Source organism: Paenibacillus mangrovi (genome assembly GCF_022898935.1).
Taxonomy (GTDB): Bacteria; Bacillota; Bacilli; order Paenibacillales; family Paenibacillaceae; genus Paenibacillus_AQ; species Paenibacillus_AQ mangrovi.
In genome coordinates this window covers 12,778-27,386 of sequence record NZ_JALIRP010000002.1, presented here as the reverse complement: position 1 = coordinate 27,386, position 14,609 = coordinate 12,778, and the positions used below count along the sequence as shown (strand labels likewise).

The following is a 14,609-nucleotide window of genomic DNA, read 5'->3' as shown; positions in this document are numbered from 1 at the left end:
AACCAAATTTGATTCGGGTACAATATAAACACAGTATAGGTGACCATAGGAAGGTGGAAGAGAAACATGTACTTTAAGAAAATTGGTGTAATCGGCGGAGGCACGATGGGCCAAGGGATCGCAGAGATGCTGGCTGCGCGTGGTCTCGATGTTCTTCTGGTTGAGAAAACACCGGAGAGACTGGAATATTCCTATTCTTTAATTGAGACAAGTCTGGACAAGCAGCTCGAAAAATGGGCCATTACCCAGGCAGAAAAAAAATTGATTTTGGGCAGAATTCAAAAAGTCGTGCATCTTGCTGAACTGGGCTCTTGCGATATGGTTATTGAAACCATCTCTGAGGACTTGGATGCGAAAAAGCAGGTGTTCGCCCAGCTGGATCAGGTTTGTCCTAACCATATTATTCTTGCCAGCAACACGTCTTCACTCAGTTTGACCGAGCTTGCCAGCTCAACGATGTATCCGGAGCGCGTCATCGGTATGCACTTTATTCATCCGGTAGGCAAAGTGGATCTCGTCGAAATTATCCGCGGACTAAAAACTTCAGATACAACCTTTTCGGAAACCAAACGCTTTGTGGAAGAAGTTGTTCACAAAAAAGGCGTCATGGTATATGAATCTCCTGGTTTTGTAACCAGCCGCATGATTTGCTTAATGATCAACGAAGCGTTACATATTCTTCAGGAGGGTGTAGCGTCTGCAGAAGATATCGACGATGCTATGCGTATTGGTTATCAGTTCCAATATGGACCTTTGGAGATGGCTGACCGCTTCGGACTTGATTCCATATTGGCAGCTCTTGATCGGATGTTCCGTGAATTCGGCGAGCTGAAATACCGCCCATCGATCGTATTAAAGAAAATGGTGCGGGCAGGACATTTGGGTGTCAAAACGGGCGAAGGCTTCTTCAAGTACGACAAGGATGGTGACCGGATATGAAAATTTTAGTCATTAACGCAGGAAGTTCCTCTGTGAAATACCAGCTTTACAATATGAAGGATGAGTCTGTACTGGCCAAAGGTTTGGTGGAGCGGATCGGAATGGATTCTTCCATTGTAACGCATAAGCCAACTGGCCGCTCCGAAGTGACTGAAGTCAGCGAGATTCTGGAGCATACGGCAGCGATCCGCAAAGTGCTGGGTCTGCTTACGGATTCGGAGCATGGGGTCATTGGCTCGATTGACGAAATTGAAGCTGTAGGACACCGTGTCGTTCATGGCGGTGAATTCTTTAGCGAATCCGCGCTGGTAGATGGAGACGCAAAAACCAAGATCCGTCAGCTGTTCGATCTCGCTCCGCTTCATAATCCTGCATCCATGATGGGGATTAAGGCCGCTGAGGCGAATATGCCGAATGTACCTCAGGTTGTCGTATTCGATACCGCATTCCATCAAACGATGCCGGAACACGCATATCTGTACGCCATTCCAAGAGTCCTCTACCATAAGCATAAGGTAAGACGTTATGGTGCGCATGGTACTTCGCATGATTTCGTCAGCAAGGCTGCAGCGGAATTCCTGAACCGTCCGATCGAGGATCTCAAGATCATCTCCTGCCATATCGGCAACGGAGCCAGCATTACAGCAGTAAAAGATGGTCATTCGATCGATACATCCATGGGAATGACTCCGCTTGAAGGCTTGATGATGGGTACGCGTAGCGGTGACTTGGATCCGGCGATTGTCCCTTATGTCATGAATAAGGAAGACCTGACGGTCAATGAAGTGAACTCTATGCTGAACAAGCACAGCGGACTTCTCGCGATTTCGGGTATCAGCAGCGATATGCGGGAGATTACCGACGGCGTGGCGCAAGGCGACGCCAATTCAACACTGGCCTTTGAAATGTACACATATCGTCTCCGTAAATACATTGGTTCGTACGCAGCTGCCTTGAACGGCGTCGATGTGATCACATTCACAGCAGGCGCTGGAGAGAATTCGGTTGTTTTACGGAAAAAAGTATGCGAAAATTTGACTTATCTGGGCGTTGAATTGGACGAGAAGCTTAATGAGATTCGTTCCGGTGAACCGCGCCGCATTTCTTCGGCTAATTCCAAGGTGGAGGTTCTGGTGATTCCGACCAATGAAGAGCTTGTCATTGCGCGGGATACGTTCCGCATCGTTCAGGGATTAGAGTCGTAGACTTTAGAACTGAGTTTATGCAAGTATTGCAAAGGGAGAGATTTAGGCATGGCCACCAAAAGTATGATTCGTAATGTGAATCAGCATGTAGGAGAAACGGTTACTATCGGCAGCTGGATTAACAACAAGCGTTCGAGCGGTAAAATTCAGTTTCTGCAGCTGCGAGACGGCAGTGGATATATTCAAGGCGTCGTCGTAAAAAGTGAAGTATCCGAACAGGTATGGAATGACGCGAAAAGCCTGACCCAGGAAAGCTCCGTATACGTTACGGGCGTCATTCGTGAAGAGCCCCGCAGCCAATCCGGTTATGAGATGACGGTTACGGGACTTGAGATCATTCATTTAACCGAGAACTATCCGATTACACCGAAGGAGCATGGGGTCGATTTCCTGATGGATCACCGGCATTTGTGGCTGCGTGCGCCGAAGCAGCGTGCCATTATGGTTATCCGCGGTGAAATTATCCGTGCCGTACAGGAGTTTTTCGATCAAAACGACTTTACGCTGGTCGATCCTCCAATCCTGACACCAACTTCTGCTGAAGGAACGACAAATTTATTCCATACGAAATATTTTGAAGAGGATGCCTATTTGACGCAAAGTGGACAACTGTACATGGAAGCGGCAGCGATGGCTCTCGGAAAAGTATATTCATTTGGCCCAACGTTCCGCGCTGAAAAATCCAAAACCCGCCGTCACCTGATCGAGTTCTGGATGATCGAGCCGGAAATGGCCTTTACTGATCATGAGGAGAGCCTTCAGGTTCAGGAGCAGTTCATCTCTCACGTAGTTCAGTCCGTCGTGAAAAACTGCAAAACCGAGCTGGAAGCGGTAGGACGCGACATTTCCAAGCTGGAAAATATCAAAGCTCCATTCCCTCGTATTACCTATGATGATGCCATCACATTCCTGCAAGGAGAAGGCTTTGATATTCCTTGGGGCGAGGACTTCGGTGCTCCGCATGAAACAGCCATTGCCGAAAAATACGACAAGCCTGTATTCATCACGCATTATCCTGCCGGTATTAAGGCATTCTATATGAAGCCAGATCCGAACCGTCCAGATGTTGTACTGTGTGCGGATATGATCGCACCGGAAGGCTACGGTGAAATCATCGGCGGCTCGCAGCGTATCGATGATCCGGTATTACTGGAGCAGCGCTTCAAGGAGCATGAGCTGTCCATGGAAACCTATCAATGGTACATGGATCTGCGCACCTACGGAACCGTTCCTCATTCCGGCTTCGGTCTTGGACTGGAACGTACGGTAGCATGGATTTGCGGCCTGGATCACGTTCGTGAAACCATTCCTTTCCCTCGTACCTTGTATCGTCTTTACCCATAAGATAAGGAGAGGTGAAGCTCATGGACAGCGCAGGATGGAAAACATGGGCCGAGGGAGCTTCATCCGGTTTGGGAGCGGGTATGGCGGTTATTCCGTATGTTCTGCTCCAACATTACCGCAAGCTGAAGCTTAGCGATCAGGAGACGCTTCTCCTGATCCATCTGATCTCCTTTAAACAAGTGGAGCAAAAGGACTTTCCAACACTTGAGGAGCTGCAGGATGTTACTGGAGCTTCGACCCAGTCGATCGCGCAAAGTTTGCAAAAACTGTTAAAAGCAGGCTTGATCAGCATCGATGAAGAGCTTGACGCATTGCAGAATATACAATATGAACGTTACAATCTGTCCGGTCTGTATGAGAAGTTAGGACGCTGCCTGGCTGCCCAGGAGAAGAGGAAACCTGTCCAGCATATCCGTCAGAAGCATCAGGAGGCTCCCGATCAGGAGGAAGGACACAATCTGTTCATCATCTTCGAGAAGGAGTTTGGCCGGCCTTTGTCGCCGATGGAATGCGAAACGATTTCTAACTGGATCGACCAGGACAGGTATCCTGAAGAGCTGATCCGAATGGCGCTGAAAGAAGCGGTGTTCGCCGGAAAAGTTCATCTCAGGTACATTGACCGGATTCTGCTCGAATGGAGTAGGAACCGCGTAAAAACGGTGAACGACGCCAAAGCCTATACACAAAAATTCCGCAGCAGCGGACGATCATAATATTTCCACAAGAGCGTGTCTTTCCGGGAGCATTCGGAAGACACGCTTTTTGTGGTAAAATACGAAGAGAATTTGAAATAGGCTATTTTGTTATGAAGATTAGGGAGGATCATATATGAAGAACATACTTATTTTGGGCGGAACCCGTTTTTTCGGCAAAAGGCTTGTCCAGCTTCTGCTGGAAGAAGGGCATAAAGTAACCATTGCAACCCGTGGCACCACCGAGGATGAATTTGGCGATCAGATCGGGCGGATTCAGCTCGACCGTGAAGATAAAGAATCGCTGGCCAAAGCGGTTGAGGGGGGACGGGAATGGGATACCGTGTACGACAATATTTGTTACTCTCCTCAGGCTGCACAGGATGCATGTGATGTGTTTAACGGCAAAGTGAAAAGATACATACTGACTTCCACGCTGGCAGTCTATGAACCGGCTCCCGGATCGCATGAAGAAAAAGACGTAAACCCGTATATTTACCCGGTTACCATGGGCGGCCGTAATGACTTCCCTTATGGAGAGGGTAAACGCCTAGCCGAAGCGGTATTTTTCCAAAATGCTGATTTCCCGGTTGTTGCTGTGCGGTTTCCGATCGTACTTGGCGAGGATGATTATACGGGACGGCTTGAATTCCACATTGATCATGTGAAAAAAGAGCAGCCGATCGGGATCCCGAACCTTCAGGCGAAAATGTGCTTTATTTCCTCCGGTGAAGCGGCAGCCTTCCTGAGCTGGCTCAAAAATCAGCGGGTTGAAGGTGCGATCAACGCCCGCTCACAGGGGGATGTGAAATTATCCGAGCTGATGGGATGGATCGAGAAGGAAACAGGCAAGAAAGCCATGATATCCAAGCAGGCCAAAGATGAGGATCAATCTCCGTTCGGCGTGCCGGACTCCTGGGTGATGGATACGAACAAGGCGGAACGATTGGGCTATCCATTCCAGCCGCTACGTTCCTGGCTTCCGGCTTTGATTCGCCAGCTGGCGGTGCAAGAAAGGTAGGACGGTAATGTGAAGAAACCGACAGCCTTTTTCCTCAGGGAATGAGGCTGTTTTCTTTTGTGAAAATTTTTTTTGAAAAAGATGCAGGGTTAGCGAAAATCTTGTCGTCTATTGATACGGGGAAGGGGGAGAGAAAGATTGACGAAGAACGATTGATCGATCAAATCAGGCGCGGCGACCAGGCTGCATTCCGGAAGCTTGTGGAGCAATACGGGCAGCATGTGTTCCAAACGGCCTATTCTGTGCTCAAAAATACGAAAGAAGCGGAAGACGCGGCACAGGAAGTTTTTTTGCAAGTGTATAAATCTCTCCCGGATTACCGTTCCCAAGGGTTCAAGACATGGATTACCCGCATCGCGGTACATAAAGCCATTGATGCCAAACGCAAGCTGAACAGACGACGGGAAGATCAAATGGTCGATGGCGAGCTGATCCAGTATCTGCCGTCATCGGAAGAGGATGTGCTGGGGCAGCTGGTCCGCAAAGAGAAAAAGATGCTGTTCGAGAAAAAAATGAATCTCCTGCCTTCCCAGCACAGGGACATTTTAATTCAATTTTATATACAAGAAAAAAGTTATGACCAAATTGCCACAGAACAGGATATTGCGGTGAAAACGGTAGAGTCAAGGCTGTACCGGGCGAGAAACTGGATTCGTACACACTGGAAGGAGGAAGAATGGAATGAGTGACAACAGGCAGGTTCCGCTCTTAGAGGACTGGGCGGCGTATATCCGTGGTGAACTCTCACCCGAGCGGGCTGAGTGGATGGAATCGCTCCTTCTGGAGGATGAGCAGGCATTTGCAATATATATGCAGGCCTTGGATATGGAAGCGCAAGGATTACCTGTTCTCGAAGATCCAGAGCATTTTGTAGAGCATGTCATGAATCAGCTTGAAACATCACACACGTCCATGGTACATCTGGAGCCAAAAGGCAGCAGGCCACGCTGGTATGAGCACCGGTTATTCCATTATGTAGTAGCAGCCAGCCTAACCTTGGTCTTCCTCTCGGCAGGTTGGTTCGACAAGCTTACGCCAGAGCCGCAGAAGGCTGATACACATATGAACAAGTCATCCTACAGCGAGGAGCTGGTTAAAGTGACGACAGACTGGCTCGACAAGATGAAGCCTTAGGCATTAGCAGATGACTTGATGTCGATGAATAATAATCCTTGGAAAGGAAAGATGAATTTGGAACAGAACCGCAATAAAATGTCAGCCTTTATCCTCAATTTCATCCCTGGGCTGGGGCACTATTATATGGGGAGAAAAGGGAGAGGATTTATCTATCCGCTTCTGTTTTTTGGAGGCATCTTGCTTGGGTTCATGCTGATGGTTGCGTCGAATGATAAAGTCTTTTTTGGTTTAACCGCTTTTTGCGCAGCCGTGTTGTGGATTTTTTGCATGCTGGATCTGATTATTTATCTGCTGCGCATGCCCCCGGCGCCTTATCCGCCTCACGGCTACCAGCCTAACGGGTATCAAGCGGGTGGTTATCAGGCATATGCCAATCCTGGAAATCCGCCTTCGGGCATGGGGCTCTATCCGGAGCAAGAGAACAACTTTGAGGCGCCGAATATGCACTTTGAGCCCTATCCACCCCAAACTGGCTCTTCACAGAGTCCAGAGAGTGAACGGTTCTACACGATTCTGCTGTCCTTTGTACCGGGGCTTGGCCATTTGCACATGGGACTGATGCAGCGCGGGCTATCATTTTTGATCGCATTTTTCGGGCTGGGTACGATTATGTTTTTCCTAACCGGCTTGACGAGTCATTCGGTATTCCTGTTGTTCCTGGGCGTGCTTCCGATCATTTGGCTGTACTGCATGTTTGATGCCGTTCAGCTCATTCACCGCAGACAGGCGGGGGAAATTCTTCTAGACCGTAGTCTTTTCGACGATATGGAAGCCGGGCGCGAGGAAGGCAAACGGAGCAAGGTGCTTGCTACGCTGCTGTCGGCCTTTCCCGGTGCAGGTCACATGTATCTCGGACTTCAAAAAAGAGGGCTTCAGCTCATGATTTTTTTTCTGGGCAGCGTGTATGTGCTTGATGTACTGCATCTGTCGCTGTTTCTCTTTTTGATCCCGCTGATCTGGTTCTTCTCGTTCTTCGACGGGCTGCAGCAAACGAGCCGGTATGGGCGTGAGCCTCTGATCGACCGTCCGATTGTTGAAGGCATATCTAATCATCAGCGCTGGCTGGGCGTTGGACTGATGATACTGGGAATTTATTATGTGGGTACGAGTATTCTGGTACCGGCCATGAACAACTGGTTCCCGAATATGTACATCGACTACAAAATCAGCCATTATCTGAAGCCGATTATCGTTGCGGTGCTCCTGATCGCGGGCGGCATCAAGCTGATGCTGGGAACAGGGAAGAGTCGTGCGGACAAGGAACGGAAGTTTCACGGGAAGTGACCGTGGTTCGATAACAATTGCAAGCTGCGTCGTTTTAGAAGCGAATCGTAGAATAATAAAAATAGAAGGTACGACGCATTCAAAATATTAAATTGAGAAGGGGGAGCAAAATGCTGCTCCTTTTTTGTTTTATTTCATCGAAGGTCCGATCCCCTAAGTCGGAAGCTTTAGTATTTTTTGATTTAAACTAAATATTCGTTTGTGATCCTTTAGACGATCTGCTAAGATGTTGAGTTTGAAGTACTATCGGATGATCTCAAATAAAACTACCGAATTGTGAGTGTGATGCAGCATGGCAGCGATTGAAGACTTTTTGAAGCTGGATATTCGAATTGGAACGATTACGAAGGCAGAACCTTTTACAAAGGCCCGCAAACCCGCGATCAAACTTGAAATCGATTTCGGTGATCTGGGAATCAAGCGTTCTTCGGCCCAAATTACGAAGAGATATACGCCCAATCAGCTTGTAGGCAGACAGGTGGCTGCTGTGGTGAACTTTCCTCCCCGGAGAATCGCGGGTTTTGACTCGGAAGTTCTGGTACTAGGCGGTGTACCGGAAGAAGGCGATGTGGTGCTTCTGAAGCCGGATATGGTAGTACCCAATGGAACCCCGATCGCATGATAAGAGAACAACCCTTTGGGGATCAGGCTCCGCTGTGATATAGTGTAAGAATGAATTTATGAAGAAACGGAGCGAGGTTGAGGATGGCTGAGAAAACACACAACAAGGCGAAGGGGACCATGGCAGGCGGTGGAACAGACAAGCGGTCGGCCAAACCTGCGGGTGCTCCTTCTGCCCGGACGAAGACTGCCCATCCAAAGCAGCAACATCATCAGGGTAAAACGCAATCAACGCAAAGGAATCAAAAGGCGCCGTACCGTCCACAGCATACTGCGAATAAGCCGGCTGCTTCTGCGGAGGACGTGAAAATAGGAGACCGGATCATCGTTACGATCAAGCGAATCGGTATCAATGGAGAAGGTGTCGGGTATTACCGCCGGAAGGCTGTGTTTATAGATGGAGCATTAACGAATGAAGTAGTTAAGGCCAAAGTGACCAAGGTGGAACAAGGATTCCTAAACGGAGAGATTATTGAGATCGAGAAACGCTCACCGCATAGGCAGGAGCCGCCTTGTCCTGTGTACGGGGAATGCGGAGGCTGCCAGCTTCAGCATATGACATACGAGGCGCAGCTGCAGGCCAAAGAAGAAATCGTACGGGAATCCTTCCAACGTTATGCCCGAATACAAGAGATTCCGCTTCGACCGATTATCAGCATGGACAACCCGTGGGGCTACCGGAACAAAGCGCAGCTTCAGGCTGGTCGTGAAGGAAAAGATATTATCGCAGGACTGTATGCGGCGGGATCGCATCGCCTGATCGATATCAGTGGCTGTCCGATTCAGCATCCGGTCGTCAACCGCGTCATCGATCAGGTGAAGGAAGTCATGGAGGAGCTCCAAATACCCGTCTACAATGAGCGAACGCGTGAAGGAGCGGTCCGGACCATCGTAGCCCGTGTAGGCCAAGCCAGCGGCAAGGTGCAGCTGACGTTCATCACTGCAGTGGACCGCTTGCCGGATTCGAGACAGCTGGTCGAGAAGATCCGCGAGCGGCTGCCGATGGTGATTACCATCGCGCAAAACATCCATAAGGGCAAATCGCCACTTGTTTTTGGCAGCAAAACAAACATTCTTTGGGGTGCCGAGCAGCTCGAAGAGTCCTTAGGCGATGTTCGATTCGCTTTGTCTCCGCGGGCATTTTTCCAGCTGAATCCGGAGCAGACGGTCAAGCTGTACAATGCGGTACAGGAGGCTGCAGGACTCAGTGGCTCGGAGCTTGTGGTGGATGCATACTGCGGTACCGGCACGATCGGACTTTGGCTGGCTCCATTTGCGCAGGAGGTTCGCGGGATTGAACTGATCCCTGAGGCGGTACTGGATGCCCGCGACAATGCGAAATCTTCGGGCGTAGACAACGCTCATTTCTACGAGGGCCGCGCTGAGCAGCTGCTGCCCGATTGGGTCAACCGCGGCATCCATCCCGACGTCGTCGTGGTCGATCCGCCGCGGACCGGCTGCGAGCGTCCGCTACTTGACGCAATCGTGAAGTCCAAGCCGAAACGGCTGGTGTACGTATCATGCAACCCGGCAACGCTGGCGAAGGACTGCCAGGTATTGCTAAGCGGCGGGTACCGCATCGAATGGGTGCAGCCGGTGGATATGTTCCCACAGACGGCGCATGTGGAATGTTGCTCACTATTAGTTTGGAACGGAAATAACGAATGAGAAGTTAATGTGGGATTGCCCTCTCTTCATTGAGAGGGTATTTTTTTGCCTTCATAAGGTAAGCGGGAGTTTGTCATACGATACTCGGGGATGGTTGGGATGGTTTAACAGCTAAATGAATGTCTCTGTTATCAATATCGGGCAGTACACATTTACACAGCAACCAGACGTAAAAATTATAACGATACGAAAAGAAAAATACTAACATATGGTACAATAGGTTTAGGTCATTGTTCAGATGAAAGTTATTTGGGGGTTAGATAGATGGAACGAGAAGTATTATGGAAGTCGTTGATGATGAATGGTTCTATCGTTATGTTTTGGAGACAAAGCATACTAGAAAAGTATGTTGAAAATATAAAAGAAGAAGGATTTGACGTATATCTCTTCGATTGTGAGTCATGGGATAAGAATGCTTGTCTATTGGAATTAGGCAAAACTCTTGAGTTCCCCAATTACTACGGAAAAAACCTAGATGCTTTTAATGATTGCCTTTCTGATATTGTTCCTAGCAATGAAGGTTTCGTATTAGTCTTCAAGAACTTCGACAAATTCAATGCACGAGATAAAGACACTACGTACCATGTGTTAGACATTATCCAAAATAATTCTTGGAGATTACTTGTAGAAAATCAAAAAAAGTTGATCGCTTTTGTGCATTCAAACGACCCACAGTTACATATTCAATCGGTAGGAGCAATGCCTGTACTGTGGAATAACGAAGAGTGGCTTAATAAGAATAGAGGTCTATAGGGAATGGGACAAGACGAAGATTGTAAAGTGCGGTGATAAGATGGAAAAATATACTTGTCCGTGCTGTGGATACATGACTTTAGATGAACAGCCAACTGGTACTTATGAAATATGTAAAATTTGTTTTTGGGAAGATGATGGTGTACAGTTTGATGATCCAGACTATGAGGGTGGGGCAAATGAAGTATCTTTAAGACAAGGGCAGAAAAATTTTATAGAGTTCGGGGCATGCGAAGAACGGTGCGTAAAATTTGTTAGGAAACCAACTGACGATGATGTGCGTGACCCCAATTGGAATCCTTTTAGCGAATGTGTGTAAGGTCAATTTTGAAGAGGAGTAATGCGTGAGAATAGGACTCCATCATAGTGATATTGATTTTCTGTTTTCAAAGGACGAAAAGTTGAAGATGTTCTCCCCGTTGGACAAGAACTGTAGTGTTTATGACAAGGAGAGAATTTTATAAGACTGACAAAACATTGAAGCCACCCAAAGTATCATTTCTTATAGCTGGACTTCTCAAGTGCATGAGGACTGGGTAACTAGAGTTAGCCATTAGGCTACGAGATAACTACGCTGAAGTGGTATTGGACAAATGGGACTTGAAGGAAGGGCATGACATTAATGCCTTTATGGAGAGTATGGTTCGTTCCGAAGAGATAGAAAAGGTTTTAGTTATCTGTGATAGAGGATACAAAACAAAGGCAGAGGAATACAAATGGCGTTGTACGCACGCAGTGATATCGAGTGGGTTTAACAGACATTCTCTTTTATCAGAATCCATTTTGTAGTAAATTTAGAGGGATTAAATTTATAAATGTTTGAATAAAATTGTTTATTGAATTAAACAGGGAGGGGAATTACTTTTGATACAGAAAAATTTAAACGATATTGCAAAGATGGTATCAGGAGAAGTATTACTTCCCGATTCTCAAACCATTTTAATCAAGGGTGTGTCCATTGATTCTAGAACAACTAAACAAGGTAATCTTTTCATTCCTATTATAAGAAATGATGATGGTCATAAATATGCATTAAATGCGGTAGATAATGGTGCAGTTGCTTCGCTGTGGCAAAAAAATCATCCGAACCCTCCCCTAAATATCCCCTTAATTATTGTCGAGGATACTTTTGTTGCACTACAAGCATTAGCTAAAGCATACCGAACTGAATTGCACGCTATCATTATAGGAATAACTGGAAGTAACGGGAAAACAACAACTAAAGATATGATTAGTTCGATACTTAGCACCACTTTTAAAGTACATAAGACACAAGGTAACCTAAATGGACAATACGGATTACCGATAACTTTACTTGAAACTAATAAAGACACCGAAGTAGTCGTATTAGAAATGGGAATAAGTTACCTTGGAGAAATGGAACGATTAGCGAGTATCGCCCAACCAAACGTTGCAGTGTTGACTATGATAGGTGAATCCCATATATCCAATTTTGGGTTAAGGGAAAACATTGCTCAGGCGAAATTACAAATCACAAATGGATTACCCGAAAATAGTGTAATTGTCATCAATGGTGACGAGGAGTTATTGGAAGAAGGCATAAAAAAACTTAACTTGCATGAATCTGTTAAGATTATTCGTTTTGGATTATCCAATCAAAATGATTATTTTACAACTTCAATTTCCGCTTTATCTGACAGTACAACCTTCGTTTTAAATGGTCATTCTTATAGTTTTCCTCTTATTGGTGCACATAATGTAAATAATGCACTTGCATCTATTGCAGTAGCTGAACATCTAGGAGTGACCAAAGAAAATATAACAAAGGGTTTAAAAAAACTTGAAATAACTGGAATGAGAATGGAAAAGTCTAAATCAAAATCTGGCTTCATTGTTATAAATGACGCATGGAATGCTAGTCCTACTTCCATGAAAAGTGCAATTGAAACATTTCAGGAACTTTCCGAATATAATCAAAAAATCATAGTTCTAGGTGACATGTTTGAATTAGGGGAAAACGAAATCCTATTCCATCAAGAGATTGGACGTTTATTAGACCCAAGATATGTAAATTACGTTTTCACGGTAGGAAAACTTGCTGAATACATAGCATTGGAGGCTATGGGAGTTTTCCCACAAGGACATGTAATAGCATTCCATCAGAAAGAAGAGATTGTTAAAGCAGTAGAATCGATAATACAAACAAATTCAGTTGTTTTAGTCAAGGGTTCTAGGGGAATGAAACTTGAGGAAGTAGTTGAACAGCTTAAGGAAATTTAGGAAGACAAAGTGTACTCTTCCTTCAAATCGCTCATTAGAGCAAACACCAATCTGATGAGGACACAATATAGAATTGTTTTCACTGTCTACTCAACACATGTGGAGTGTACAGTGTTACTAAAATTGAAAGGGGTATCAAATTAAGCCCCTCGAAGCTATATGCTTTTTAACGGCATGGATTTGATCGTCAGTGTCTTTTTCTGTTAAAAACGTTTCGCAACGTTTTTCATTCAATGCACCGTTTGTTTCATTTAATCAATATCCGCAAAATTATCTAACAATGTTTCAGAAATTTCAATTCATGTAAACGAGCAATTTCTAAATGGCCCGCGTCAGTGGGATGTACATTAGGGGGAAGTTCACAGAAATGTGTCCAAGTACAAACCTTGCAACGCCCATCAGTGAATGTTCCTCGAAAATCACGATGGACATTAACAACCTTATATTGATATTTTGAACGGTTTTCGCGCTTCTTTATCACTTGGTTAATTTGTTGGATAAAGAAATCGATTGAGTTGTAATTGGGATCATCACATTTCAGCGGATTGTAAACAGTCATAACAAGAATTTTAGCTCGAGATCTTATGGATTTACGAATTTCTTTTAAAATTCGGGGCCAGTCTTCAACAAAAGTTAGCACTCCATTTTCAAAACATGCAGGCGTAGGAGTAGCTAAACAATTGAATAGGTTTCCTCCACCAATACTAATGGTAATTAGATTAGCTTTTTTTATTGCTTGTCGAGCGGTAGAATCCTGTTGAAGTTGATGGAGCAAATCAGTACTTGTGAAACCTGGAACAGCCCGATTTGTTAAATTTACACGATGGCATACAGTAGCCAAAAAATCTCGAAAATAATTAACGTACCCATAATGATCAGTGCCTCCAACACCAAATGCAATGGAATCACCGAGAGCTGTATATTGAAGAGTGTGATGCTGGTGTTGATCAGATTTGTGCCCATGTTTATCGGACAAAGAAAACACCTCCTTCTAGTAGTTTATTCCTATCCTATTAATCGAAGTAACATTTCGAAACGGCGGTTAATCGGCTCTGATTATTTTTTCCGCTAAATGCATTCAACACATGTGGAGTGCTGTGCACTGTTGGTGCGGAAAGTGTGAATATAGGTGGGAAAGACAATTGAATTAAGATGTTTTGACGGACATCAGTGAAGAGGGGGAAATAGCCCCTCTTTTGTTTTAAAATTAATATCTAGGAGCGAACACTATCTTATGGAGATTAGAAAACCAAACATTGTGGAACTTGAAAACATTTTGAAACTCTCGCCACAAGCTTTATTTGAAGGGACACTGGGTGGAGTTAGACCAACAGACGAAAAAATGAAGCAACTCGTTGAGCCACTTTTGGGGAAGGGGTGTTATTACTTAATTGCTACGGAAGAAGATGAGCTGATGGGGTGGATTCTAATAGGGTCAAGCAAAGACCAATTCACCGATGAGATAATTGGCTTTATATACGAACTATACGTGCTTCAAGATTTCAGGGGAAAAGGCATCTCTAAGCACCTAATGAAAAACGCCATTGAGCACCTGGAATCTGAGGGATACTCTGAGATTCGTCTGGGAGTTTTTGCAGAAAATCATGCGGTTCAACTTTATAAGCAAATGGGGTTCTCTGAAAGAAACATTACTATGAGTCTGTTAGTCAATCGGTGAAGGTTCGGTTGCGGGATGGGCCATGC

The 14,609-nt window shown here is 45.6% G+C and carries 16 protein-coding genes; 15 read left to right on the top strand and 1 reads right to left on the bottom strand.

Translation table 11 applies throughout. The features are described from left to right. Positions 1 to 66 precede the first annotated feature (66 nt). From MUG84_RS04695 to MUG84_RS04630, 14 genes are all read left to right on the top strand, one after another. The gene (locus MUG84_RS04695) at positions 67 to 939 is read left to right on the top strand and encodes a 3-hydroxyacyl-CoA dehydrogenase family protein (RefSeq protein WP_244721076.1); all 873 of its coding nucleotides are present in this window, start codon (positions 67 to 69) and stop codon (positions 937 to 939) included. Continuing rightward, complete coding sequence (locus MUG84_RS04690; RefSeq protein WP_244721073.1) at positions 936 to 2,144, top strand: acetate/propionate family kinase; 1,209 nt, start codon at positions 936 to 938, stop codon at positions 2,142 to 2,144. Before MUG84_RS04695 ends, MUG84_RS04690 begins: the two co-directional genes overlap by 4 nt. 48 nt (positions 2,145 to 2,192) lie before the next feature. Beyond that, positions 2,193 to 3,488, top strand: a complete 1,296-nt coding sequence (gene asnS / locus MUG84_RS04685) for an asparagine--tRNA ligase (protein WP_244721068.1) — start codon at positions 2,193 to 2,195, stop codon at positions 3,486 to 3,488. Between the two features lie 20 nt (positions 3,489 to 3,508). Continuing rightward, positions 3,509 to 4,201 (top strand): DnaD domain-containing protein, encoded by a 693-nt coding sequence (locus MUG84_RS04680; RefSeq protein WP_244721065.1) that lies wholly within the window; start codon positions 3,509 to 3,511, stop codon positions 4,199 to 4,201. A gap of 115 nt (positions 4,202 to 4,316) precedes the next feature. Beyond that, positions 4,317 to 5,201: an NAD-dependent epimerase/dehydratase family protein gene (locus MUG84_RS04675; protein WP_244721061.1), complete on the top strand. Its 885-nt coding sequence runs from the start codon at positions 4,317 to 4,319 to the stop codon at positions 5,199 to 5,201. 59 nt (positions 5,202 to 5,260) lie between these two features. Next, positions 5,261 to 5,890, top strand: coding sequence for an RNA polymerase sigma factor (locus MUG84_RS04670; RefSeq protein ID WP_342346092.1), 630 nt, complete (start codon positions 5,261 to 5,263; stop codon positions 5,888 to 5,890). Next, on the top strand, positions 5,883 to 6,335 hold the full coding sequence (locus tag MUG84_RS04665) for an anti-sigma factor (RefSeq protein ID WP_244721057.1): 453 nt from the start codon (positions 5,883 to 5,885) through the stop codon (positions 6,333 to 6,335). Before MUG84_RS04670 ends, MUG84_RS04665 begins: the two co-directional genes overlap by 8 nt. An 18-nt stretch (positions 6,336 to 6,353) precedes the next feature. After that, positions 6,354 to 7,622 carry a DUF3824 domain-containing protein gene (locus MUG84_RS04660; protein WP_244721054.1) on the top strand — a complete coding sequence of 423 codons (1,269 nt, stop codon included), beginning with the start codon at positions 6,354 to 6,356 and terminating at the stop codon, positions 7,620 to 7,622. Positions 7,623 to 7,914: 292 nt separating this feature from the next. Further along, on the top strand, positions 7,915 to 8,244 hold the full coding sequence (gene csaA / locus MUG84_RS04655) for a chaperone CsaA (protein WP_244721051.1): 330 nt from the start codon (positions 7,915 to 7,917) through the stop codon (positions 8,242 to 8,244). Positions 8,245 to 8,327: 83 nt separating this feature from the next. Further along, a complete protein-coding gene (gene rlmD / locus MUG84_RS04650; RefSeq protein ID WP_244721047.1) occupies positions 8,328 to 9,911 on the top strand; it encodes a 23S rRNA (uracil(1939)-C(5))-methyltransferase RlmD in 1,584 nt (527 codons plus the stop codon). A 264-nt stretch (positions 9,912 to 10,175) separates the two neighbouring features. After that, on the top strand, positions 10,176 to 10,664 hold the full coding sequence (locus MUG84_RS04645; RefSeq protein ID WP_244721043.1) for a barstar family protein: 489 nt from the start codon (positions 10,176 to 10,178) through the stop codon (positions 10,662 to 10,664). A gap of 40 nt (positions 10,665 to 10,704) precedes the next feature. Beyond that, a complete protein-coding gene (locus tag MUG84_RS04640; protein WP_244721039.1) occupies positions 10,705 to 10,983 on the top strand; it encodes a CPCC family cysteine-rich protein in 279 nt (92 codons plus the stop codon). 233 nt (positions 10,984 to 11,216) lie between these two features. Continuing rightward, positions 11,217 to 11,453, top strand: coding sequence for an SEFIR domain-containing protein (locus tag MUG84_RS27605; protein WP_425313177.1), 237 nt, complete (start codon positions 11,217 to 11,219; stop codon positions 11,451 to 11,453). Between the two features lie 75 nt (positions 11,454 to 11,528). Next, the gene (locus tag MUG84_RS04630; RefSeq protein ID WP_244721033.1) at positions 11,529 to 12,905 is read left to right on the top strand and encodes a UDP-N-acetylmuramoyl-tripeptide--D-alanyl-D-alanine ligase; all 1,377 of its coding nucleotides are present in this window, start codon (positions 11,529 to 11,531) and stop codon (positions 12,903 to 12,905) included. A gap of 274 nt (positions 12,906 to 13,179) precedes the next feature. On the opposite strand, the gene MUG84_RS04625 is transcribed toward MUG84_RS04630, so the two are convergent. After that, positions 13,180 to 13,881, bottom strand: coding sequence for a GDSL-type esterase/lipase family protein (locus MUG84_RS04625; protein WP_244721030.1), 702 nt, complete (start codon positions 13,879 to 13,881; stop codon positions 13,180 to 13,182). Between the two features lie 258 nt (positions 13,882 to 14,139). Here MUG84_RS04625 and MUG84_RS04620 point away from each other — a divergent pair, with 258 nt between their 5' ends. Beyond that, the gene (locus MUG84_RS04620; protein WP_244721027.1) at positions 14,140 to 14,583 is read left to right on the top strand and encodes a GNAT family N-acetyltransferase; all 444 of its coding nucleotides are present in this window, start codon (positions 14,140 to 14,142) and stop codon (positions 14,581 to 14,583) included. Positions 14,584 to 14,609: the final 26 nt, after the last annotated feature.

What these genes read in the sequence shown, in the direction of transcription:
- MUG84_RS04640 (WP_244721039.1), top strand. Translation starts at nt 10,705, where the DNA reads ATGGAAAAATATACTTGTCCGTGCTGTGGATACATGACTTTAGATGAA.
- MUG84_RS04675 (WP_244721061.1), top strand. Translation starts at nt 4,317, where the DNA reads ATGAAGAACATACTTATTTTGGGCGGAACCCGTTTTTTCGGCAAAAGG.
- MUG84_RS04695 (WP_244721076.1), top strand. Translation starts at nt 67, where the DNA reads ATGTACTTTAAGAAAATTGGTGTAATCGGCGGAGGCACGATGGGCCAA.
- MUG84_RS04660 (WP_244721054.1), top strand. Translation starts at nt 6,354, where the DNA reads ATGTCGATGAATAATAATCCTTGGAAAGGAAAGATGAATTTGGAACAG.
- MUG84_RS04645 (WP_244721043.1), top strand. Translation starts at nt 10,176, where the DNA reads ATGGAACGAGAAGTATTATGGAAGTCGTTGATGATGAATGGTTCTATC.
- MUG84_RS04690 (WP_244721073.1), top strand. Translation starts at nt 936, where the DNA reads ATGAAAATTTTAGTCATTAACGCAGGAAGTTCCTCTGTGAAATACCAG.
- asnS (WP_244721068.1), top strand. Translation starts at nt 2,193, where the DNA reads ATGGCCACCAAAAGTATGATTCGTAATGTGAATCAGCATGTAGGAGAA.
- MUG84_RS04680 (WP_244721065.1), top strand. Translation starts at nt 3,509, where the DNA reads ATGGACAGCGCAGGATGGAAAACATGGGCCGAGGGAGCTTCATCCGGT.
- rlmD (WP_244721047.1), top strand. Translation starts at nt 8,328, where the DNA reads ATGGCTGAGAAAACACACAACAAGGCGAAGGGGACCATGGCAGGCGGT.
- csaA (WP_244721051.1), top strand. Translation starts at nt 7,915, where the DNA reads ATGGCAGCGATTGAAGACTTTTTGAAGCTGGATATTCGAATTGGAACG.
- MUG84_RS04620 (WP_244721027.1), top strand. Translation starts at nt 14,140, where the DNA reads ATGGAGATTAGAAAACCAAACATTGTGGAACTTGAAAACATTTTGAAA.
- MUG84_RS04665 (WP_244721057.1), top strand. Translation starts at nt 5,883, where the DNA reads ATGAGTGACAACAGGCAGGTTCCGCTCTTAGAGGACTGGGCGGCGTAT.